General features: G+C 72.3%; 24 protein-coding genes. 10 read left to right on the top strand and 14 right to left on the bottom strand.

Annotated features, from left to right (window positions below):
- Positions 1 to 18: 18 nt before the first annotated feature.
- The 7 genes from CSC68_RS14555 to CSC68_RS14525 all read right to left on the bottom strand — a co-directional run bounded on the left by CSC68_RS14555 (position 19) and on the right by CSC68_RS14525 (position 5,203).
- Positions 19 to 348, bottom strand: coding sequence for a lipid-A-disaccharide synthase N-terminal domain-containing protein (locus CSC68_RS14555; protein ID WP_162204327.1), 330 nt, complete (start codon positions 346 to 348; stop codon positions 19 to 21).
- A gap of 1 nt (position 349) precedes the next feature.
- Complete coding sequence (locus CSC68_RS14550) at positions 350 to 1,072, bottom strand: glycosyltransferase family 2 protein (protein ID WP_162204326.1); 723 nt, start codon at positions 1,070 to 1,072, stop codon at positions 350 to 352.
- Positions 1,069 to 2,076, bottom strand: coding sequence for an NAD-dependent epimerase/dehydratase family protein (locus tag CSC68_RS14545; protein WP_162204325.1), 1,008 nt, complete (start codon positions 2,074 to 2,076; stop codon positions 1,069 to 1,071). Before CSC68_RS14545 ends, CSC68_RS14550 begins: the two co-directional genes overlap by 4 nt.
- A gap of 80 nt (positions 2,077 to 2,156) precedes the next feature.
- A complete protein-coding gene (locus tag CSC68_RS14540; RefSeq protein WP_162204324.1) occupies positions 2,157 to 3,083 on the bottom strand; it encodes a ParB/RepB/Spo0J family partition protein in 927 nt (308 codons plus the stop codon).
- Positions 3,083 to 3,892 (bottom strand): ParA family protein, encoded by an 810-nt coding sequence (locus CSC68_RS14535; RefSeq protein ID WP_162204323.1) that lies wholly within the window; start codon positions 3,890 to 3,892, stop codon positions 3,083 to 3,085. The genes CSC68_RS14540 and CSC68_RS14535 overlap by 1 nt, the downstream gene beginning before the upstream one ends.
- A gap of 57 nt (positions 3,893 to 3,949) precedes the next feature.
- Positions 3,950 to 4,588 (bottom strand): 16S rRNA (guanine(527)-N(7))-methyltransferase RsmG, encoded by a 639-nt coding sequence (gene rsmG, locus CSC68_RS14530; RefSeq protein WP_162204322.1) that lies wholly within the window; start codon positions 4,586 to 4,588, stop codon positions 3,950 to 3,952.
- A 24-nt stretch (positions 4,589 to 4,612) separates the two neighbouring features.
- Positions 4,613 to 5,203 (bottom strand): 4'-phosphopantetheinyl transferase family protein, encoded by a 591-nt coding sequence (locus CSC68_RS14525; RefSeq protein ID WP_162204321.1) that lies wholly within the window; start codon positions 5,201 to 5,203, stop codon positions 4,613 to 4,615.
- Between the two features lie 149 nt (positions 5,204 to 5,352).
- Between CSC68_RS14525 and CSC68_RS14520 the strand changes: the two genes are divergently transcribed.
- Positions 5,353 to 5,604, top strand: coding sequence for a GlsB/YeaQ/YmgE family stress response membrane protein (locus CSC68_RS14520; protein WP_019398340.1), 252 nt, complete (start codon positions 5,353 to 5,355; stop codon positions 5,602 to 5,604).
- A gap of 70 nt (positions 5,605 to 5,674) precedes the next feature.
- Here CSC68_RS14520 and xth read toward each other — a convergent pair whose 3' ends face one another.
- Positions 5,675 to 6,445, bottom strand: coding sequence for an exodeoxyribonuclease III (gene xth / locus CSC68_RS14515; protein ID WP_162204320.1), 771 nt, complete (start codon positions 6,443 to 6,445; stop codon positions 5,675 to 5,677).
- Between the two features lie 124 nt (positions 6,446 to 6,569).
- On the opposite strand from xth, the gene CSC68_RS14510 reads away from it, so the two are divergent.
- Positions 6,570 to 7,592, top strand: coding sequence for a cysteine synthase A (locus CSC68_RS14510; RefSeq protein WP_162204319.1), 1,023 nt, complete (start codon positions 6,570 to 6,572; stop codon positions 7,590 to 7,592).
- 11 nt (positions 7,593 to 7,603) lie between these two features.
- Here CSC68_RS14510 and CSC68_RS14505 read toward each other — a convergent pair whose 3' ends face one another.
- Positions 7,604 to 9,157, bottom strand: a complete 1,554-nt coding sequence (locus tag CSC68_RS14505; RefSeq protein ID WP_162204318.1) for an MFS transporter — start codon at positions 9,155 to 9,157, stop codon at positions 7,604 to 7,606.
- Positions 9,158 to 9,272: 115 nt separating this feature from the next.
- A complete protein-coding gene (locus CSC68_RS14500) occupies positions 9,273 to 10,793 on the bottom strand; it encodes a coniferyl aldehyde dehydrogenase (RefSeq protein ID WP_246193603.1) in 1,521 nt (506 codons plus the stop codon).
- Between the two features lie 44 nt (positions 10,794 to 10,837).
- On the opposite strand from CSC68_RS14500, the gene CSC68_RS14495 reads away from it, so the two are divergent.
- Complete coding sequence (locus tag CSC68_RS14495) at positions 10,838 to 11,389, top strand: gamma carbonic anhydrase family protein (RefSeq protein WP_162204317.1); 552 nt, start codon at positions 10,838 to 10,840, stop codon at positions 11,387 to 11,389.
- Here CSC68_RS14495 and CSC68_RS14490 read toward each other — a convergent pair.
- Positions 11,362 to 11,667 carry a YkgJ family cysteine cluster protein gene (locus CSC68_RS14490; protein ID WP_013536492.1) on the bottom strand — a complete coding sequence of 102 codons (306 nt, stop codon included), beginning with the start codon at positions 11,665 to 11,667 and terminating at the stop codon, positions 11,362 to 11,364. The genes CSC68_RS14495 and CSC68_RS14490 overlap by 28 nt on opposite strands.
- Before the next feature lie 118 nt (positions 11,668 to 11,785).
- Between CSC68_RS14490 and CSC68_RS14485 the strand changes: the two genes are divergently transcribed.
- The 7 genes from CSC68_RS14485 to CSC68_RS14455 all read left to right on the top strand — a co-directional run bounded on the left by CSC68_RS14485 (position 11,786) and on the right by CSC68_RS14455 (position 18,860).
- On the top strand, positions 11,786 to 12,520 hold the full coding sequence (locus CSC68_RS14485) for an RDD family protein (RefSeq protein WP_162204316.1): 735 nt from the start codon (positions 11,786 to 11,788) through the stop codon (positions 12,518 to 12,520).
- Complete coding sequence (locus tag CSC68_RS14480) at positions 12,517 to 13,518, top strand: stage II sporulation protein M (protein ID WP_162204315.1); 1,002 nt, start codon at positions 12,517 to 12,519, stop codon at positions 13,516 to 13,518. The genes CSC68_RS14485 and CSC68_RS14480 overlap by 4 nt, the downstream gene beginning before the upstream one ends.
- Positions 13,508 to 15,031, top strand: a complete 1,524-nt coding sequence (locus CSC68_RS14475) for a DUF4129 domain-containing protein (protein WP_162204314.1) — start codon at positions 13,508 to 13,510, stop codon at positions 15,029 to 15,031. The genes CSC68_RS14480 and CSC68_RS14475 overlap by 11 nt, the downstream gene beginning before the upstream one ends.
- Positions 15,028 to 16,152, top strand: a complete 1,125-nt coding sequence (locus CSC68_RS14470) for a DUF4350 domain-containing protein (RefSeq protein WP_162204313.1) — start codon at positions 15,028 to 15,030, stop codon at positions 16,150 to 16,152. Before CSC68_RS14475 ends, CSC68_RS14470 begins: the two co-directional genes overlap by 4 nt.
- Complete coding sequence (locus tag CSC68_RS14465) at positions 16,149 to 17,135, top strand: AAA family ATPase (protein WP_162204312.1); 987 nt, start codon at positions 16,149 to 16,151, stop codon at positions 17,133 to 17,135. The genes CSC68_RS14470 and CSC68_RS14465 overlap by 4 nt, the downstream gene beginning before the upstream one ends.
- A gap of 34 nt (positions 17,136 to 17,169) precedes the next feature.
- Positions 17,170 to 18,468, top strand: coding sequence for a DUF58 domain-containing protein (locus tag CSC68_RS14460; RefSeq protein WP_162204311.1), 1,299 nt, complete (start codon positions 17,170 to 17,172; stop codon positions 18,466 to 18,468).
- Between the two features lie 152 nt (positions 18,469 to 18,620).
- Entirely contained in the window at positions 18,621 to 18,860 is a 240-nt protein-coding gene (locus CSC68_RS14455; RefSeq protein ID WP_162204310.1) for a hypothetical protein, read from the top strand.
- A 30-nt stretch (positions 18,861 to 18,890) separates the two neighbouring features.
- Here CSC68_RS14455 and CSC68_RS14450 read toward each other — a convergent pair whose 3' ends face one another.
- From CSC68_RS14450 to CSC68_RS14440, 3 genes are all read right to left on the bottom strand, one after another.
- Positions 18,891 to 19,154 (bottom strand): DUF2798 domain-containing protein, encoded by a 264-nt coding sequence (locus tag CSC68_RS14450; protein ID WP_211365766.1) that lies wholly within the window; start codon positions 19,152 to 19,154, stop codon positions 18,891 to 18,893.
- A gap of 83 nt (positions 19,155 to 19,237) precedes the next feature.
- Positions 19,238 to 19,843, bottom strand: a complete 606-nt coding sequence (locus tag CSC68_RS14445; protein WP_162204309.1) for a TetR/AcrR family transcriptional regulator — start codon at positions 19,841 to 19,843, stop codon at positions 19,238 to 19,240.
- Positions 19,843 to 20,344 (bottom strand): hypothetical protein (locus tag CSC68_RS14440; protein ID WP_246193601.1); only part of this gene is annotated, 502 nt, incomplete at its 5' end. The genes CSC68_RS14440 and CSC68_RS14445, both read right to left, overlap by 1 nt.

Here is a 20,344-nt window from a genome sequence, read left to right as displayed (position 1 = left end):
TCCCCCCCCTTCCGCCCCCTACAGCGGCGCCCTGTCGCCCCGCCAGCCACGGTGGCGGATGTCCAGGTGCAGGCTGTACAGCGCGGTGAAGGCCGGGAAGATGTTCTGCAGGACCCCGACCGAGTCCTGCTTGGGGGAGAACAGGAAGTAGCTGAGGGTCATCAGGCTGCCGGCCACGCTCATGTACCAGAACAGGCGCGGGATCACCGGCCGGCCGGCGCGCCGGGAGGCGACGAACTGGACCAGCCAGCGGGCGCCGAACATGAGCGCGCCGGTGTAGCCGATCAGCTTCCAGCCGGTGACGTGCAGGCCGGTCCAGTAGAGCCATTCCAGCGGCTGGTCGAGCATTTCAGAGCTCCTCCACCGGGGTACGGTGGCTGCGGGCGATCAGCCAGGCCACGCCGCGCAGGTCGCGGATGCCCACCAGCGCGCGGCCGAGGTTGTTGTACTTGGAAACCCCCGAGGCGCGCGCGCGGTGCGAGACCGGCACGCTCACCGTCTTCCAGCCTGCGCGCTGCACCAGCGCCGGCAGGTAGCGGTGCATGTGGTCGAAATAGGGCAGGTCGAGGAACACCTCGCGCTCGAACAGCTTGATGCCGCAGCCGGTATCCGGGGTTTCGTCGCGCAGCAGGCGGCAGCGGATGCGGTTGGCCCAGCGGCTGGCCCAGCGCTTGGAGCCGGAGTCCTGGCGGTCCACCCGCCAGCCGGCGAACAGCTTCACCTCCGGCGGTGCCGCGTCGCGCGCGGCCAGCAGCTTCGGGATGTCGGCCGGGTCGTTCTGGCCATCGCCGTCGAGGGTGGCGATCCAGGCGCCGCGCGCGCCCTTGACCCCGTTGCGCACGGCCGTGCTCTGGCCGCTCCTGGCGACGTGGTGCAGCACCCTCAGCTCGGGCACCTGGGCCTTCAGCCCCTGCAGCACCTCCAGCGAACCGTCGGTGGAATGGTCGTCCACGCAGACGATCTCGAAGGGCAGGCGTCCGCGCAGGACGGCCAGGATCTCGCCCACCAGCGGGGCGATGTTGTCGCATTCGTTGAAGACCGGGACGACGACGGAGATCTGCGGATCGGTCATGGTGCCTTCGAGGGGAGCGACGTAGATGGACGCAGGCTGGGGTCAGGCGTGGTCCCGAAATACTCCCGGCACCAGTGCACCACCGGCGGCAGGCCGACCTCGATCGGGGTACGCGGCTCGAACCCGAAGGCCTCGGCGGCGCGCCGGGTGTCGGCCATGGTCTCGATCATGTCACCGGGCTGCATCGGCTTGTAGACCTTCCGTGCGGGGATGCCGGCGGCCTTTTCGAGCACGCCGATGAAGTCTTCCAGTTCCACCGGCGTGTGGTTGCCCAGGTTGAAGACCTGGTGCCGTTCGTCCCCGGCCGGACGGTCCAGCGCGCCAAGGATGCCAGCGACGATGTCTGAAATGTGTGTGAAATCGCGCCGCATCCGCCCCTGGTTGAACACCTCGATTGGGCGCCCGGCGAGGATCTGGCGCGAGAACAGCACCGGTGCCATGTCCGGCCGGCCCCAGGGGCCGTACACGGTGAAGAAGCGCAGCCCGGTGCCGCGCAGCCCATGGAGCTGGGCGTAGGCATGGGCCATCAGCTCGTTGGCGGCCTTGGTCGCCGCGTACAGCGAACGCGGCCGGTCCACCCGCTGGTCCTCGGAGAACGGCGGGGTGGCCGAGTCGCCGTAGACCGAGCTGCTGGAGGCATAGACCAGGTGTTCCACCCCGGCGTGCCGGCACTGCTCGAGCAGGTTGACGAAGCCGTCGAGGTTGCTGGCCACGTAGGCGTGCGGATTGTGCAGCGAGTAACGCACCCCGGCCTGGGCGGCCAGGTGGACCACCCGGCGCGGGCGCACCTCGGCGAACAGCGCGGCCAGGCCTTCGCGGTCGACCAGGTCCAGGCGGCGGATGTCCACCCGCGGGCACAGCGCCGCGACCCGGTCGCGCTTGAGCGCCGGGTCGTAGTAGTCGTTGTAGTTGTCCAGGCCCACCACCGCGTCGCCGCGTGCGGCCAGGGCCTGGCAGGTATAGGCGCCGATGAAGCCGGCGGCGCCTGTCACGAGGACGCTCATGGGTCGGGGAAGCCCGTGTCAGCCGGCGGCATTCTCGCGCGCGCACCGGGGTTCCGGGAACCCGCCGGCACGCGCCATGCTCAGCTGCGCTGGCCGCGAAGCCGTTCGAGTACCCCGTCGAGGGTGTCCAGGTCGGTGTAGTGGATCACCAGCTTGCCCTTGCCGCCGCGACCGTGGGCGATGGCGACCTTGGCGCCGAGGGTCTCCGACAGCTCGGTCTCCAGCGAGGCGATGTCTGGCTGCTGCGCCTTGGCGGCCTTGGCCTTGCGCGCGGCGCTGCCGGTGACCGGGACCTTGCCGGCGGCAAACTGCTGGGCGCGGTGTTCGACCTCGCGCACCGACCAGCCGTTCTCGGCCGCTTCGTGGGCCAGCTTGCTGGCCAGTTCCGGCGACAGGGTCAGCAGGGCGCGGGCGTGGCCCATCTCCAGCCGGCGTGCCTCGACCAGGGCGCGGATCGCCGGCGGCAGGTCGAGCAGGCGCAGCAGGTTGGACACCGCCGCGCGCGAACGGCCGACCGCGGCGGCGGCCTCGGCGTGGGTCAGGGAAAACTCGTCGATCAGCCGCTGCAGGGCCTGGGCCTCTTCCAGCGGGTTGAGGTCCTCGCGCTGGATGTTCTCGATCAGCGCCATGGCGATGACCGTGCGGTCGTCCAGCTCGCGCAGGACCACCGGCACCTCGGCCAGGCCGGCCAGCTGCGAGGCGCGCCAGCGGCGCTCGCCGGCCACGATCTCGTAGCGGTCCGGGGCGATCTCGCGGACCACGATGGGCTGGATCACGCCCTGGGCCTGGATCGAGGCCGACAGCTCCTCGAGCTTGCCCGGGTCCATGTCGCGGCGCGGCTGGTACTTGCCGGGCTGCAGCTGGCCCACCGGCAGGGTGCGCAGCACGTCGCCCGGCTGCGGCGCCTCCGGCTCGAGCACCACCGGCGCGGTGGCGCCGGCGGCGCCCTTGGGGCCGAGCAGGGCTTCCAGGCCGCGGCCGAGGCCGCGCTTCTTCGCGGCGGCCATCAGACGGCCTCCACGGCGTGGGCGGGCGCGCCGGCGGCCTGGGTCCTTGCCGCCTGGCGCCGGATCACCTCGCCGGCCAGGCCCATGTAGGCCACGCTGCCGCGGGAGGCGCTGTCGTAGCCGACGATGCTCTGGCCATGGCTGGGAGCCTCGGCCAGGCGCACGTTGCGCGGCACGATGGTGCGGAACACGCGGTCGCCGAAGTGCTCGATCAGCTCGGCCGACACCGCGTTGGCCAGGTTGTTGCGGACGTCGAACATGGTGCGCAGCACGCCCTCGATCTCCAGCGCCGGGTTGAGCCGTTGGCGCAGGGCCTCGATGGTTTCCATCAGTGCGCTCAGGCCCTCCAGGGCGTAGTACTCGCACTGCATCGGCACGATCACCGAGTCGGCCGCGGTCAGCGCGTTGAGGGTCAGCAGCGACAGCGCCGGGGGGCAGTCGATGATGATGAAGTCGTAGTCGCCGCGCAGCGGTTCCAGCGCGGCCTTCAGCCGCTGCTCGCGGCCCTCGACCTCCATCAGCTGGATCTCGGCCGCGGTCAGGTCGATGTTGCCCGGCAGCAGGTCGAAGTCCTCGGCGGTGCGCACCACGGTGGAGCGGGCGTCGCGCTCGCCGAGCAGGACGTCGCAGCTGGAAGCCTCCAGCTCGCGCTTGTCCACGCCGCTGCCCATGGTGGCGTTGCCCTGTGCGTCCAGGTCGACCAGCAGCACCCGGCGCGGGGCGCGCGCCAGTGCTGCGGCCAGGTTGACGGCCGTCGTGGTCTTGCCGACGCCACCTTTCTGGTTGGCGATGGCGATGATGCGGGCCATGGGCGGCTGCCTCGGGACAAGGACGCGGGTGGTCCGGAACGGGCCATTATGCGGATTTCACGCCGCCCGGCCCACCTCCACCAGGTGCCGCTCGGCCTCCAGGCCGGGTACGGCCAGCGGATGGACGGCCAGGGCGGCCCAGCCGGGCGGCAGGGCGGCGATCTCCTCGACCGGATCCACGCCCTTCATGGCCAGCAGGCGACCGTCCGGGGCCAGCAGGTGCCCGCCGACCTCCAGGATTCCGGCCAGGGTGTCCAGCGCCCGGGCGGTGATCTGGGCGTAGGCCCCGGGTTCGGCCACCGCCTCGGCCCGCGATTCGAGCACCCGGGCGTTGCCCAGCTTCAGCTGGCGCACGGCCTCGCGCAGGAAGCGCGCCTTCTTGCCGTTGCTCTCGACCAGGGTGACCTGGACGTCCGGGCGGGCGATGGCCAGCGGGATGCCCGGCAGCCCGGGACCGGTGCCGAGGTCGGCCAGCGCCCCGGCACGCACGTGGGCGTGCATGGCCAGCGAGTCGAGCAGGTGGCGGGTGACCATCTCCTCCGGGTCGCGGACCGCGGTGAGATTGTAGGTGCGGTTCCAGCGCAGCAGCAGCGCCAGGTAGTCCAGCAGGGGGGCAGCCAGGGGCGGGTCCAGGCCCAGCGCGACCAGGCCGTCGGCCAGCCGCCAGCGCAGCGGTTCGGGGAGAGGGGTGTCCATGAGCGGGATTATCGCCCGCCGGCGCTAGTCCCGCGGACGCCAGGCCAGGGCGGCGTGGTAGCCGTCCTGCGGGATCCACTCGTGCAGCTGCCACTCCGCGGCCGCGCCCAGGGCCGGATCGCAGTCCTTCAGGCGCAGCGGCGCCCCCGGGTCCCCGGCCTGGAACCGGAGCCGGTGCAGGCCGAAGGCCAGGCCGCGGCCATGGGCCTTGAGCACCGCTTCCTTGGCGCACCACAGCCGCACGAACTCCGGCTCGCGCAGCTCCGGGCGCAGCGCCTGCAGCCAGTCGGCCTCGGCCGGGGCGAAGAAGCGCCGCGCCAGTTCCAGCACGCGCGGACGCGGACGCAGCCGCTCCAGGTCCACGCCCAGCACCACCTCCCGGCCTACCGCCAGCAGCAGGCGCTCGCCGCTGTGGCTCCAGCCGGCGTCGAAGCCGTCATACGGCGCGAGCAGGCGCGGGCGGCCATGCACGTCGCGCTGCAGCGGCAGCGGGTCCTCCGGCGCGCGCTGCAGCCAGCGCGCCAGCGTGGCGTGCACCTGCGGCTCGCCGCGCTGGCCGGGAATATAGGGCAGGGCCTGCACCTGCACCGGGCCGAAATCCCACGAATCATGCATGGCCGGACTCCGCGCGCCACGCGCATGCGGCAATGGTCCCGCACGGCGCGCGCAACCCATGCACGACCGCTTCACGGCCACGGCGGTCTGATTGCCGCGCACCCCCGCTGCCGCGGGGCGGATTTCGCGGAACAGAGGAGAGGCACGACATGGGCATCATCATCTGGTTGATCGTGGGCGGCATCGTGGGCTGGCTTGCCAGCCTGATCATGCGGCGCGACGCGCAGCAGGGCATCCTGCTGAACATCATCGTCGGCATCGTCGGCGCGGTGCTGGCCGGCTGGATCTTCGGTGGCGGCATCAACGAGGCCATCACCATCCGCACCTTCCTGTTCTCGCTCATCGGCGCGGTGATCCTGCTGGCGATCGTCAACCTGTTCACGCGCGGACGCGTGCGCTGAACCTGGAACACGGCACGACGAGGAGGCGAAGGCCCGGGGCTTCCCGGGCCTTCGTCTTTCCGGGTCCGGCTCAGGTGGCCAGTTCGATCCATGCCGGGGCGTGGTCGCTGGGCCGCTCCCAGGTGCGCGGCTCACGGTCGATGCCGGCGGCGGCGACCTGGCCCCGCAGTGCTTCGGACACCAGGGTCAGGTCGATGCGCAGGCCGAGGTTGCGGCGGAACGCGGCCATCCGGTAGTCCCACCAGCTGAAGACCCCACCCTCGTCGTGCAGCAGGCGGTAGCCGTCGTGCAGGCCCACGCCGAGCAGGTCGCGCAGGGCGGCGCGCTCGGCGGCCGAGGTCAGGATGTGGTTCTCGTTCCATACCGCCGGATCGTGCACATCGCGTTCGTCCGGTGCGATGTTGAAGTCGCCCAGCACCACCAGCTTCGGGTGCTGCCGCGCTTCCTGCTCGAGCCAGTTCCGCACCGCGGCCAGCCACGCCAGCTTCAGTTCGTACTTGTCGGTACCCACGTCCTGGCCGTTGACCACGTACAGGTTGACCACGCGCAGGTCGCCGATGGTCGCGCTGATGGCGCGTTTGTGCTCGTGCTCGAAGCCGGGCACGCCGACGAGGACGTCACGCGGCTCCTCGCGCGAGAGGATGGCCACGCCGTTGTAGGTCTTCTGCCCGGAGAACACGCTGCGGTAGCCCAGCGCGGCCAGGGTCGCGTCCGGGAACTTGTGGTCCTCCAGCTTGGTTTCCTGCAGCCCGACCACGTCCGGGTTGAAGGCGCGCAGCCACTGTTCCAGGTGCGGCATGCGCACGTTGAGGGAGTTGACGTTCCAGGAGGCGACTTTCATTCGGGGGCGCGTGCGATGGGTATGCCCGCGCATTATCCGGGTTTCCGCCGCGCCGGTCCGGCCACGGTCGGCGCCTGCACATGGCTGCGGTAAGGTTGCGCGGCCCGATGCCGAGGACGCCGCCATGCGCATCCATCCAGACCTGGCCGCCGCGATCGGCCGCACCCCGCTGATCCGCCTGCGCCGCGCCTCGGAGCTGACCGGCTGCGAGATCCTCGGCAAGGCCGAGTTCCTCAATCCCGGCGGTTCGATCAAGGACCGCACCGCGCTTGGCCTGCTGCTGGATGCCGAACGCAGCGGCGCCCTGCGGCCGGGGGCGACGATCGTGGAGGGCACCGCCGGCAATACCGGCATCGGCCTGGCCCTGCTGGGCGCCAGCCGCGGCTACCGCACGATCATCACCATGCCGGCGACCCAGAGCCGGGAGAAGATCGACGCGCTGCGGGTGACCGGCGCCGAGGTGCGGCTGGTGCCGGCCGCGCCCTATGCCAATCCGGACCACTACGCGCACCAGGCCCGGCGCCTGGTGGAAGCGATGAATGCGCAGGCACCGGGCAGCGCCTGGTTCGCCAACCAGTTCGACAATACCGCCAACCGCGATTTCCACGAGGCCACCACCGGCCCGGAAATCTGGGAACAGACCGGCGGCCGCATCGACGGCTTCGTCTGCGCCACCGGTACCGGCGGCACCCTCGCCGGCGTGGGCCGCGCGCTGAAGCGGCACAGGCGGGAGGTCGCCATCGCCCTGGCCGACCCCGCCGGCTCGGCGCTGGCCAGCTATGTCAACACCGGCCAGCTCCAGGCCGAGGGCGGCTCGATCACCGAGGGCATCGGTTCCAGCCGGGTCACCGCGAATTTCGAGGGGGCGCCGATCGACCTGGCCTGGTCGATCCCGGACAGCGAATCGCTGCCCTGGGTACACGACCTGATGGCGCATGAAGGCCTGGGCGTGGGCGGTTCCAGCGGAGTGAACATCGCCGGCGCGGTGCGCCTGGCGCGCGAGCTTGGGCCGGGCCACACCATCGTGACCCTGCTGGCGGATGGTGCCACCCGCTACCAGGCCAAGCTGTTCAACCCGGCCTTCCTGCGCGGCAAGGGCCTGCCGGTTCCCGAGTGGCTGGACCGCGCCTTCCCGGAAGACGCCTGAGCGCTGGCGACTCAGGCGCCGGCCACCTCGTCCAGTCCGGCGTCCGCAACCGGCGCTTCGCCGCCGTCGCGCATCAGCCGCTGGGCCATCCATGCCGCGACCAGCATCATCGCCATGCCGAACACGGCCACCACGCGCATGGCATCGGTGAATGCGGTGCGTGCGGCATCGCCGAATGCGCCGCCGTCGGCCAGTCCGCCGGCCACCGACATCGCTCCGCCCAGGGTGGCCAGGGCGCGCGTGGTATCGGCCGGATCCAGGCTCGCCGGCACGGCTGGGCCCAGCCACAACCGGAACAGCAGCATGCCGGCGCTGCCCAGCACGGCGATGCCCAGCGCGCCGCTCAGTTCGGCGCTGGTTTCCGACAGCGCCGAGGCGGCACCGGCGCGCTCCGGAGGGGCAGTGGTGATGATCAGCTCGTTGCCCACGGTCATCACCGGCGCCAGGCCGATGCTCATCGCGACCATCCCGGCGACCAGGAACCATAGCCCGTACGGCGCCATCACCATGGCGGTGACGACGAAGCCGGCGGCGGCCAGCAGCAGGCCGCGCACCATCACCCGGCGCGCGCCCCAGTGCCGCGCCAGCCTTGGGGCCAGCAGCGAGCCGGCGGTGAAGCACACCGACCACGGGATGGTGGCGATGCCGGCCTGCAGCGGCGTCAGCCCCAGCACCAGCTGCAGGTACTGGGTCATGAAGATGTACACGCCCATCATCGCCAGGCCGGTCAGTGCGTAGGCCACGATCGCCGCCGAGAACGCCGGCCGCCGGAACAGGGTCACGTCGAGGAACGGATATGCCAGGTGCCGCTGCCGGCGCACGAACAGCACGCCCAGCACGATGCCGGCCAGCAGCATGGCGATACCGCGCGGGTCCAGACCGTACTCGGCGATGCGCTTGAGCCCGTAGACCACCGCCAGCACCGCGCACAGCGACTGCACCATGCTGGCCAGGTCCAGCCGCCCGGCATCGGGATCGCGATACTCGGGCAGCAGCTTCGGGCCGAGCACCAGCAGCAGCGCCATCCCCGGCACCGCGGCCAGGAATACCGCGCCCCACCAGAACCACTGCAGCAACAGCCCGCCGACCAGCGGGCCGATCGCGCCGCCGACCGAAAAGGCGGCGATCCACACGCCGATCGCGAACTGCCGCTCGTGTTCGTCATGGAACATGTTGCGGATCAGCGACAGGGTCGACGGTGCCAGGGTGGCACCGGCCACGCCCAGCAGGGCGCGCATGGCGATCAGCATCTCCGCGCTGCGCGCGGACGCGGCCAGCACCGAGGCCACCGCGAAAGCCGCTGCGCCGGCCAGCAGCAGCCTGCGGCGGCCGAGGCGGTCGCCGAGCGTGCCCATGGTGATCAGGAAGCCGGCGACCAGGAAACCGTAGATGTCGACGATCCACAGCAGCTGGCTGGCGCTGGGATCGAGCTGCGCGCTGATCGCCGGCAGGGCCAGGTTCAACACGGTCAGGTCCATCGCATAGACCAGGCAGGGCAGGGCGATGATCGCCAGGCCGATCCATTCACGGCGGCTGGCTTTGGCGGGCGGGACGGCTGTCGTCATGGAATTCCTGCTGGGTTGGCTTCGTCACTGCGACGAATGGCGCGGGCGGATCTCGACCGCCCGCGCACGCCCGGACATGGCCAGGGCGCATCGCCGCGGCCGCGGAGCCGCCGGTTCAGCGCACGATGAAGTCGATGAGCCTGGCGATCCGCGCGTAGGGTGGCCTGAGCCAGTCGCTGGCACTGAGACGCGGCTGCCACAGCACCGGCAGCCACTTGCCCATCGAATCGAAGCCCGCGCGGCCGTGGTAGGCGCCCATGCCGCTGGCGCCGACGCCGCCGAACGGCAGGCCTTCGGCGGCGAAATGCAGCAGTGCGTCGTTGACGGTGACGCCACCGGCGAGGGTGCCGTCGAGGATGCGTTCGACCTCGCCGCGGTCGTGGCTGAAGGGGTACAGCGCCAATGGCCGCGGCCGCGCGCGTACGTCCTCCAGCGCATGCTCCAGCGTGTCCACGCAGCGCACGGGCAGCACCGGGCCGAAGATCTCGTCCTGCATCACCGCCAGGTCGTCGGGCGGATCCAGTACCAGGGTGGGAGCGAACAGGCGGCAGTCCGGATCGTGGCCTTCGGCCAGCACCACCACCTCGCAGCCGCGGGCGCGTGCCTCGTCGACGTAGCCCTGCAGGCGCGCGAAGTGCCGCGGATCGATGATCCGGGTGTAGTCCTGCGCCCCGTCGCGCAGGTCGCCGTAGCGCGACATGACCTGTTCGCGCAGCGCCTGCACGAATGCATCGCGGCGCTGGCGGCCGACCAGCAGCACGTAGTCCGGGGCAATGCAGGTCTGGCCGCCGTTGAACCACTTGCCGGTGGCCAGGCGCGCGGCGGCGCGCCCGACCGGATAGCCGGCGCAGACGATGGCCGGCGACTTGCCGCCCAGCTCCAGCGTCAGCGGGGTCAGGTTGGCCGCGGCGGCGGCCATCACCTTGCGTCCGACCGCGGTCGATCCGGTGAATACAAGGTGGTCGAACGGCAGCGCGGCGAAGGCGGCGCCGACCGAGGCGTCGCCTTCGGCCACCGCCACGCGCCCGGCCGGGAACGCCTCGGCCAGCAGTTCGCGCAGGAAACGCGAGGTATGCGGGGTCAGCTCGGAAGGCTTGAGGAACACGTGGTTGCCGGCGGCGATCGCGGTGGCCAGCGGCACCAGCGCCAGGTTCACCGGGTAGTTCCAGGGCGCGATCACCCCGATCACGCCCAGCGGCCGGTGGCGCAGCTGCGCGCGGGCCGGCCACAGCCGCCAGCCGGCGGAAACACGCTGCGGCTTCATCCAGCGGCGCAGGTGGCGCAGCAGGTGGTCGATCGCGGCCAGCACGGTCATGCCGTCGGCCAGCAGCGATTCGTGGCGCGAGCGGTGGCCGAAGTCGGCGGCGATGGCGTCGGCCATCTCCGGCAGCCGGCGCTTCAGCGCCGCGCGCAGGCGCAGCAGGTCGTCGCGCCGCTGGGCGTAGCCGGGGATCGCGGCCTGCCAGGCCCGGCGCAGGAGCTCCAGCTGCGCGGCCAGGTCCACCGGTGTGGCCGGCGGGGCTGAAGCAGGCGGCGCGCGATCGCCGCCTTGCACCTGGGCGGCTGCGGCCACGGTCGTGGCGGAGGTGATGGCGGCATTGGCCGCGATGGTGCCGGGGTCGGTGTTGGATGCCATCGCCGGAGTGTAGTGGCAGGGGAGCGGCAGCCTACAATGCCCGCATGAACGCCACCTCCCTGCGTCCCTACCTGGACAAGCGCCCCGTGCTGGGCGAACGCGTGTATGTCGATCCCGCCGCCGTCCTGATCGGTGACGTGGAGCTGGCCGAGGATGTCTCGGTGTGGCCCGGCTGCGTGCTGCGCGGCGACGTCAACCACATCCGCATCGGCGCGCGCACCAATGTCCAGGACGGCACCATCGTCCACACCAGCCACCACAGCCCGTTCAACAAGGGCGGCTACCCGACCCTGGTCGGCGCGGACGTCACCATCGGCCACGGCACCATCATCCATGCCTGCACCATCGAGGACCTGTGCCTGATCGGCATGGGCGCGTGCATCCTCGACGGCGCCACGGTGAAGAAGTACGGCTTCGTCGGCGCCGGCGCGGTGGTCGGCCCGGGCAAGGTGGTGGGCGAGGCCGAGCTGTGGCTGGGCAACCCTGCACGCTTCGTGCGCAGGCTCAGCGATCGCGAGATCGAGAGCCTGCATTACTCCGCCGCGCACTACGTGCGGCTGAAGGACAACTATCTGGGCATGGCCGCGGCCGGTTGAGCCGGAGCGGTGGCCGCCTCCAGCGCGGCCAGCACCGCCATCGCCTCGGCGCGGCTGGCGCCGCACATCTCCGGACCCGGGCGCAGCGAGGCGCAGACCGCGGGCCGTTCCGGTCGGCCGAACAGGCGGCAGCGCAGGGCCTCGTCCAGCTGCGGACACGGCATGCCCGCAGGCTTGCCCCGCGGCAGGCCGGGGATCGGCGATGAGATCGACGGCGCCGTGCAGCAGGCAGCGCAGCCGCTGCGGCAGGCGAAGGCGGGGGTAGCCGGCGGATGCATGCGGCCAGTGTAGTCCCATGGCTGGGCAGGTCCGTGCCCGGCCGGTTACATTCGGCGCCGGGGAAAGGAGTGGGGAACCCATGCCGCCACAGGCAGCCCGCCGGCAGGAGCGCCGGCCATGACCGGCAGGACGAGCACGCCCGATGCCCAGGCAGCCGGCGGCCCGGCGCGCCTGCTCGATACCTATCGCGAAGTCATCACCCCCGAAGGCGTGCCCCTGCACCTGCCCGCCGCCGGCCCGGTGCCGCGCGCGCTGGCCTGGCTGGTCGACCTGGCCGTGCGGATCGCCATCCTCTCCGTGCTTGCGACGATCCTGGGCCTGCTCGGCGGGCTCGGCCAGGGCATCTACCTGCTGGCCATGTTCGCCGTGGTCTGGGCCTACCCGATCGTGTTCGAGGTGGCCTGGGACGGGCAGACGCCCGGCAAGCGCGCGCTCGGCCTGCGCGTCGTCGGCGGCGACGGGGCGCCGGTGGGCTGGCTGCCGGCCATCGTGCGCCACCTGCTGCGCACCGTGGACATGCTGCCGTTCGCCTACGCCGCCGGCCTGGCCACCAGCCTGTGCGACCGCCACGGCCGCCGCCTCGGCGACCTGGTCGCCGATACCGTGGTCGTGCACGTGCCCCCGCCCGCTTCCGCCACGCAGGTGCCGGCGGTGCCCGCGCGCGCGGCGGGGCAGCCGCTGCATGCGGACGAACAGGCGGCGATCGTCGCCTTCGGCGAACGCGCGCCGTACCTGGCACCGGCGCGCCAGGTCGAACTGGCCGGCCTGCTGCAGCCGCTGACCGGCGCCGGTGGCATGGAGGGCGTGCAGCGCCTGTATGGCATCGCCAACGCACTGCTGGGGCGGCGATGAGGCAGGAGCAGTTCGTCGCCCGCCACCAGGCCGAATGGCAGGAACTGGAACTCTGGCTGCACCACCGGGCGCGGGCGCGCGGCGCGCCACGGCCCGGTGCGCCGGCCACGGTGCCCGACGGCGAGATACCCGCGCGCTACCGGCGCCTTTGCCAGCAGCTGGCGCTGGCGCGCCGCCGCGGTTACAGCGCGCCGCTGCTGGAGCGGCTGCAGCGGCTGATGCAGGAGGGCCACGCCGTGCTGTACCGCGCGCCCCCGCCGCGCTGGCGGATGGCGGCGCAGTTCGTCGCCGGCGGCTTCCCGCGGCTGGTGCGCTCCCAGGCCACGGTCATGTGGGCCTCGCTGGCGCTCTTCGCGCTGCCGCTGGTGGTCGCCGGCCTGCTGGTGCTCTGGCGGCCGGAGCTGGCCCACAACGTGATGGGCCCGGAGCAGCTGGCGCAGCTGGAGCGCATGTACGACAGCGGCGATCCGGCCCGTGCCCTGGGCCGCGACAGCGGTACGGACTGGCGCATGTTCGGCCACTACGTGATGAACAACGGCAGCATCGGCCTGCGCATGTTCGCCGGGGGGCTGCTGGCCGGCGTGGGCACGGTATTCGTGCTGGTATTCAATGGCCTGGCCATCGGCACCGCCGCCGGCTACCTGCAGGCGGTGGGCCATGGAGGGCCGTTCTGGCGCTTCGTCTGCACGCACGCCGCGCTGGAACTGACCGCGCTGGTCATCGCCGGCGGTGCCGGCCTGCGCCTGGGCATGGCCCTGGTCGCGCCGGGCAACCGCCGGCGGCGCGACGCACTCGTGCATGCCGGGCGCATCGGTGCGCGCCTGAGCTTCGGCGTAGCGCTGATGCTGGTGGCCGCCGCGTTCGTGGAGGCGTTCTGGTCGTCCATCGCCTGGTTGCCGGACTGGCTGCGCTTCGGCGTGGCGGCGCTGCTGTGGGCGGTCGTCCTGGGCTGGCTGTGGCGCGGCGGACGCGGGACGGAGGACGCCGATGCGACCTGAGGACCTGCAGGTCAACCTGCGCCCGCGCTCGCCATGGGAGGCGATGGAGCTGGGCACCGCACTGCTGCGGAGGCATGCGGCGGCGGTGTGGCGGCCGTGGCTGCTGGCGATGGTGCTGGTATTCGTGCTGGCCAATGCAGTGGCGTGGGCGCTGGACCGCATCTGGCTGGGGCTGCTGCTGGCGTGGTGGTTGAAGCCGGTGCTGGAGCGCATCCCGCTGTACGTGCTTTCGCGCGCGGTGTTCGGCCAGGTGCCCGGCACCCTGGCCACCCTGCGCGCGCAGGCAGGCTTCTGCCCGGGCCAGATACCTGCCGCCCTGCTCTGGCGGCGGTTCACCCCGGCGCGGTCGCTGCTGGTGCCGGTGGACCTGCTGGAAGGCAACGCGGGCGAGCGGCGGACGGCGCGTCGCCGGGCCGTGGCGGCCCAGGCCTACGCACAGGCGGTCATGCTCACCCTGGTGTCGATGGCCTTCGAACTGGTGCTGGCGCTGGGCCTGGTGGCGTTGGTGCTGTTGTTCCTGCCCCAGGACCTGCTGCCCGACTCCCTGCGCGAGACCGGCCAGGCACTGGCCAGACCGTGGCCGGCCTGGCTGAAGCTGGGGCTGAACCTGGTGCCCTGGGCGGCGACGCTGGTGATCGGTCCGTTCTACGTGGCTGCCGGCTTCGGCATGTACCTCAACCGCCGCTCCGGCAGCGAGGCCTGGGACGTGGAGCTGGCGTTCCGCCGCCTGCGCCGGCGCCTGCTCTCGCACGGCGCGCCGCTGCTGCTGGCGCTGCTGGCGGCGCTGCCGCTGGCAGCGCGTGCCGCACCCCCCGCGCCTGCGGAGGAGGCGGCCGACCCGGCGCCGACCCTGCCCGGGGTGTTCGGCGACCAGCTGCAGGAAGATACCGGGTTCCTTCGTTCCGCGGCAAAGGCCTACCGCGATCCGCTGCTCAACCGCGAACGCACCGTGGTCCGGTGGCGGCCCAGGCAGGCCGGCGAACGGACCGACCCGAAGGTGCCGGACTGGCTGGGCCCGGTCGCGGCGTCCTTCGCGATGATCGCCGAGCTGGGCCTGTGGCTGCTGTTGGGCCTGCTCCTGCTCGTGCTGCTGTTCACCGCCCGGCGCTGGCTGCCGTGGCTGCGCGCGCGCATCGGCGCCGCGCCCAGGGCGCCACGCGATGCCATGGTGGAGGTGGCCGCGGGCGTGGCACCGGACGTGTTGCCGGAGGACGTTCCCGCCGCCGTGCGCAGGCTGTGGAGCACGGGCCGCGCGCGCGCCGCGCTGGCGCTGCTGTACCGCGCCAGCGTCGAGGCCATGGCCACGCGCGCCCGGATCGAACTGCCGCCGGGCGCCACCGAGGCGCAGTGCCTGCGCGCGGCCTCCGCACTGGCCCCGGACGCCGGGCGCACGGTGTTCGCGCATACCGTGCGCGCCTGGCAGTACGCTGCCTACGCGGGCAGCCTGCCGGACGAGGCAGCATTTGAAGCCCTGCTGGACGAGGCCGTCCGCTGCTGGGGATGGCGCGCATGAACGCACGCCAGCGCGGGATGCTCGTCGGCGCGGTCGTGCTGGGCCTGCCCCTGTTGCTGGCCCTGGCCACCGTCTGGTTCCTGCACGCCTTCGAGAAGGTGGAACCCCAGGTCCCGCTGCCGCCCGCCGGCGAGGCGGCCGCCGATCCCCTGTACGCGCTGCGGCGGGTGCTGGAGGCGGACGGGGAGCGCGTGCAGGCGCACGAGAGGCCGGATGCGATGGCCCTGGTGGGCGACCCCCGCGACACCGTGCTGCTGCATGGCGATCCGTCGACGGTGGATGCGGCCGGAGCGCAACGACTGCTGGCCTGGGTGGCGCGTGGCGGCCACCTCGTGCTGCGCACCCCTTCGCGCGGTGCCGATCCCCGCGCCGTGCCGCTGCTGTCCGCACTCGGCCTGCGCCAGCCGCTGCGCGCGCCGCACTGCGAGCCGTTGCGCGTGCCCGGACAGTCCAACCACGTGGAGTTCTGCCGCGGCCGCCGCTTCGTCGCCGACCCGGCCCGCCCCCCCGCGCTGGACTGGGGCGACGACGAGCACGGCCTGGCGTGGGCACGCTGGCGCATCGGCCGGGGCACGGTGGACCTGCTGGCGGACATGGACTTCCTCGAAACCGCCAAGCTGCGCGACGTGCAGCACCAGTTGCTGGCGCGGCAGGTGCTTGCGCCCAACTACGGACGCGGAACCTTCCACCTGGTGCGGATGCCGGAGTGGACGCCGCCGTGGCTGCGCCTGCTGCAGCGCGCCTGGCCGGCCTGGTTGCCACTGGTGCTGCTGCTGGGCGCGGCGCTCTGGCGCCACGGCCAGCGTTTCGGGCCCTGGCTGCCGTCGCCGCCGGCCGGGCGCCGCTCCCTGCTCGAGCACGTGCAGGCCAGCGGTGAGCTGCTTTACCGCCGGGGCCACCTGGAGCTGCTGCACGCGGCCATGCGCGAGGCCTTCCTCGCGCGGCTGCGGCGGCGCGATCCGGCCACCTTCGCGCTGGACGAGGCCGCGCGCGTCGCGGCCCTCTCCGCGCGCCTGCAATTCCCGCCGGGGCTGGTGCGCGAAGCCCTGCAGCCGCCGGCGGACCGCCATGACTTCCACGCGCGCGTGCGCACCCTGGTCCAGATGAGGAACCGGCTATGACCGACATCCCCGCTTTGCCGCCTATCACCGGAGACGACCTGGCCAGCCGGGTGGCCGCGATCCGCACCGAGGTCGCGCGCGCCTTCATCGGCCAGGACGACGTGCTCGACCAGGTGCTGGTCGCGCTGCTGGCCGGCGGCCACGTGCTGATCGAAGGCGTGCCGGGGCTGGGCAAGACCCTGCTGGTGCGGGCGCTGGCCCGTGCGCTGGCGCTCGAGCACGCGCGGGTGCAGTTCACCCCGGACCTGATGCCCAGCGACATCAGCGGCCATGCCGTGTACGACCCGGAAAGCGGTGCGTTCCGCATCCGCCGTGGTCCCGTCTTCACCAACCTGCTGCTGGCCGACGAGATCAACCGCGCGCCGGCCAAGACCCAGTCGGCGCTGCTGGAGGCGATGCAGGAAGGGCAGGTCACCATCGAGGGCGAGTCGTTCGCGCTGGAGCGGCCGTTCATGGCCCTGGCCACCCAGAACCCGGTGGAGCAGGAGGGCACCTATCCGTTGCCGGAGGCGCAGCTGGACCGCTTCCTGTTCAAGCTGCTCATCGGCTATCCGCGCCACCAGGACGAGGTGCGCATGGTGGCCGAGGTGACCAGCGGCCGCGGCGGCGGGGACTTCGAGCTGGACGAGGTGGTGCCGGTCGTCGGCGCGGCCGAGCTGGTGGCGATGCAGCAGGGCGTGGCCCGGGTCACGGTGGATCCGGCGGTGGTCGATTACGCGGTGCGCATCGTCGCGGCGACCCGCAAGTGGCCGGGCATCGCCCTGGGTGCCGGCCCGCGCGGCAGCATCGCCCTGGTCCGCGCGGCGCGCGCGCAGGCAGTGCTCCAGGGCCGCGACTTCGCGACTCCCGACGACGTGCGTGGCGTGGCGGTGCCTGCGCTGCGCCATCGCATCGCCCTGGCCGCGGAACTGCAGATCGACGGCCAGTCGCCGGACGACGTGCTGCGCTCGCTGCTGGGCCGGGTGGAGGCGCCGCGCAAGTGAGCCGGCTTCGCGCCCTCCAGGCGGGGCGGGTCCGATGAGGCCCGGCGTCCCGCTGCTGGTCCTGCTGGCGCTGTGCGCGCTGGCCGGCGTGCTGCCGGTCGTCGGGCTGGTCCCGATGTGGACGTGGTGGGTCTTCGTCGCCGTGGTGGCCACGGCGGCGGCGGTCGATGCGTGGCGCCTGCGCCTCCTGCCCACGCCCGGGGTGTCGCGGCGGCTGGTGGACGTGCTTCCGGTGGGCGTGCCACGCGAGGTGGAGCTGGAGCTGCGCTCGGCGCGCACACTGCGCCTGGAGCTGGCCGACCTGCACCCGGAGGGATGGCAGGCCGAGGGCCTGCCGCTGCGGCTTTCATTGCCCGGCCACGGCGTGGCCCGCGTGCGCTACCGGCTGGTGCCGGCGGCGCGCGGCAGTTTCGTGTTCGAAGGCACGCACCTGCGCCTGCACTCGCCATGGCGGCTGTGGCGCGCACTGCGCACCGCGGGCCAACCGCAGCAGGTGCGCGTCTACCCGGACTTCGCCCCACTGGCGAAGCTGGCGCTGTTCAGCGCCGAACAGGCCTCGCTGCTGGTGGGCGCGCACATGCGCCGCCGCCGCGGCGAAGGCACCGACTTCCGCCAGATGCGCGAGTACCGCGTCGGCGACAGCCTGCGCCAGGTCGACTGGAAGGCCACGGCGCGTGCACGCAAGCTGATCTCGCGCGAGTACCAGGAAGAGCGCAACCAGCAACTGCTGCTGGTGGTCGATACCGGACGGCGCATGCTGGCCAGCGAGGGCGGGCTGTCGCATTTCGACCATGCCCTCAATGCCTCGCTGGTGGTGGCCTGGCTGGCGCTGCGCCAGGGCGACGCGGTCGGGCTGCTGGCCACCGGGGCCGGACACCGCTGGATCCCGCCGCGGCGTGGTCCGGGCGCGTTGCAGGGTCTGCTCAACGGCAGCTACGACCTGCAGCCGGAGCCGGTGGCCACGGACTACCTCGCCCTGGCCGACACGCTTGCCGCGCGCCAGCGCCGGCGCGCCCTGGTGATGTTCTGCACCAACGTGCGCGACGAGGATTCGGAAGACCTGCTGGCCGCCGTGCGCCTGCTGCAGCGCCGCCACCTGGTCTGCGTGGCCAGCCTGCGCGAACGGGAGCTGGACCAGGCCCTGGCCGCCGGGGTGGAGGACGTGCACGGCGCAGTGCGCGCCGCCGCAGCCGCCGCCTACCTGGCGCAGCGCGCCCAGGCGCACGAGGCGCTGCGCCGGCAGCGGGTCATGACCCTGGACGTGACCGCCGCCGACCTGCCCGGGGCGCTGGTCGAGCGTTACCTGGCGGTCAAGCGCGACGGATTGCTTTGAGGCCGTGACGGATTGCGGGGAGTCAGTTATTCGCGATTCGCGGACATGCGTCCGTTGAAACCGGGATCCCGGCGCGCGGCGCGTGACCTTCTTCACTGGCCGGCCAGCATCGGTCGGCGAGGATGGAGGTATTCCACGACAGGAGTTCGGCAATGGCAAACGGACCCGGTTCGGCAGGCAATGTCATCGCCGCCATCTGCAGCCTCATCGTCCCCGGCCTCGGCCAGCTGGTGCAGGGGCGCGTGCTGTCGGCGCTGCTCTGGTTCCTCGCCGGCTGCGTGGCGGGCGCGGTGACCTGGCTGCTGACCCTGTCGCTGTTCCCGTTCGGCTGGTTCGTGGTCAGCGTGCTGTCATGCATCAGCGCCGCGGTGTACCGCCGCCCGCTGGCCTGAGGCCGGTGGCGCCAGGGCGCACCCGCCAGCTCAGGGCGAGCGCACCAGCATTGCGGTGATCCGCCGCACCACCGGCAGCACCAGCAGCAGCACGGGGAAGGCGATGGACCAGGACAGGCCCCACGCGCCGAGCCAGCGCGGCAGCAGGCCTGGTGCCAGTCCCCCTGCCTTGATCGTGGAGATCAGCGACACGATCGCGCTCATCAGCAGCGACAGCAGCAGCGGCATGACGATCGGGGCGAACCGCGCGGGCAGCTTGGGAATGCCGGGCAGGATGTGTTGCGAAGCTTTCATGCGGCTCCAGGAAGGGACATGACGGCGGACAGGGCGCCGGCCCCCTGTCCCGGTGGGTGGTGGGTGCGGTCGGGGGCGGCTGGCTACCCGGGTTTCAGCCGGTCGGTGGCCAGCTTGGCGATTTTCCAGAACAGGGCCGGGTTCCCTGATGCACGCGCCGACAGCATCGCGCCGTGCACCGTGGCCATGAACAGGGCCGCTTCGGATGCCGCGCTGCCGGACAGGCGCAGGCTGCCGCTTGCGGCGCCCGCCTTGAGCGTCGCCACGAGCCAGGCTTCCAGCTGTTCGAAGTGCGCCTGGACTTCGGCTGCCACCTCGTCCGGGATGGCCGGGAGTTCCGCTGCAAGCAGAGCACTGATGCAGATCGGTGGACTGGCCTGGCGGATGCAGCCGGCCCAGTAGCGGCAGTACGCGACCAGGCGTCCGAGCGGATCGGCGTGGGCCTGGTCGAGCGCCGCGAGCCCGCGCAGGGTGGCCTCGCGATGCCGTGCGACCACCGCCCGGACCAGCTCCGGCTTGGTCGGGAAATGATGGTGGATGCTTGCCTTGCGTACCTGCACCCGTTCGGCGATGTCGGCGAAGCTGAAACTGTGGTAGCCGCCAGCGGCAAGCAGCTCGACGGTGCGCTGGATGATCTCCTGCGCCTTCTCCGAATACCGCGCCTGCGGGGCCTCGGGCGTGGCGGCCATCAGCATGCCGCTCCGTGTGCAGGCTGCCGCGCAAGGCTGCGGATCTGCAGCGGCACGCCGACCAGCAGGGCCAGCGCGAGCACGCCCTGTGCGCCCAGCAGCAGCGGATCCTTCATGTCGGTCACCAGCGGATGGCCCGCCGGCAGGCGCCTCAGGATCTCGCTCACCGTGGGTACCAGCAGCAGGAACACGCTGGTGCTGAGCGAGGCGGTCTGCACGTAGCGCCAGCCCCGTCGGGTCCGGGCAGGTGCTGCCAGGCCATACCCCAGCAGCAGGACGAACAAGGTGGCGGTGGCGAAAACAATGCTCACTGGCTGGTGTGCGACCGGGTATACGGTCAGCGCGCCCAGCAGCATGAACCAGAAGTATGCGCGGCCGGCCCGGGTGCCGGGGACGATCCGGCCGCGGCGGGCGAGCATGTAGGCGGCGAACGGGACGGCGGGCAGGCTGCCGAGGGTATGCAGCCAGCCAATGGGGGAGATCGGGGGAACGGCCATGGCG

This window comes from Pseudoxanthomonas suwonensis (assembly GCF_010093235.1).
In the GTDB taxonomy this organism is placed as follows: domain Bacteria; phylum Pseudomonadota; class Gammaproteobacteria; order Xanthomonadales; family Xanthomonadaceae; genus Pseudoxanthomonas; species Pseudoxanthomonas suwonensis.
Note: the sequence above shows the minus strand (reverse complement) of the source record. Positions and strands in the feature narration are given on the sequence as shown.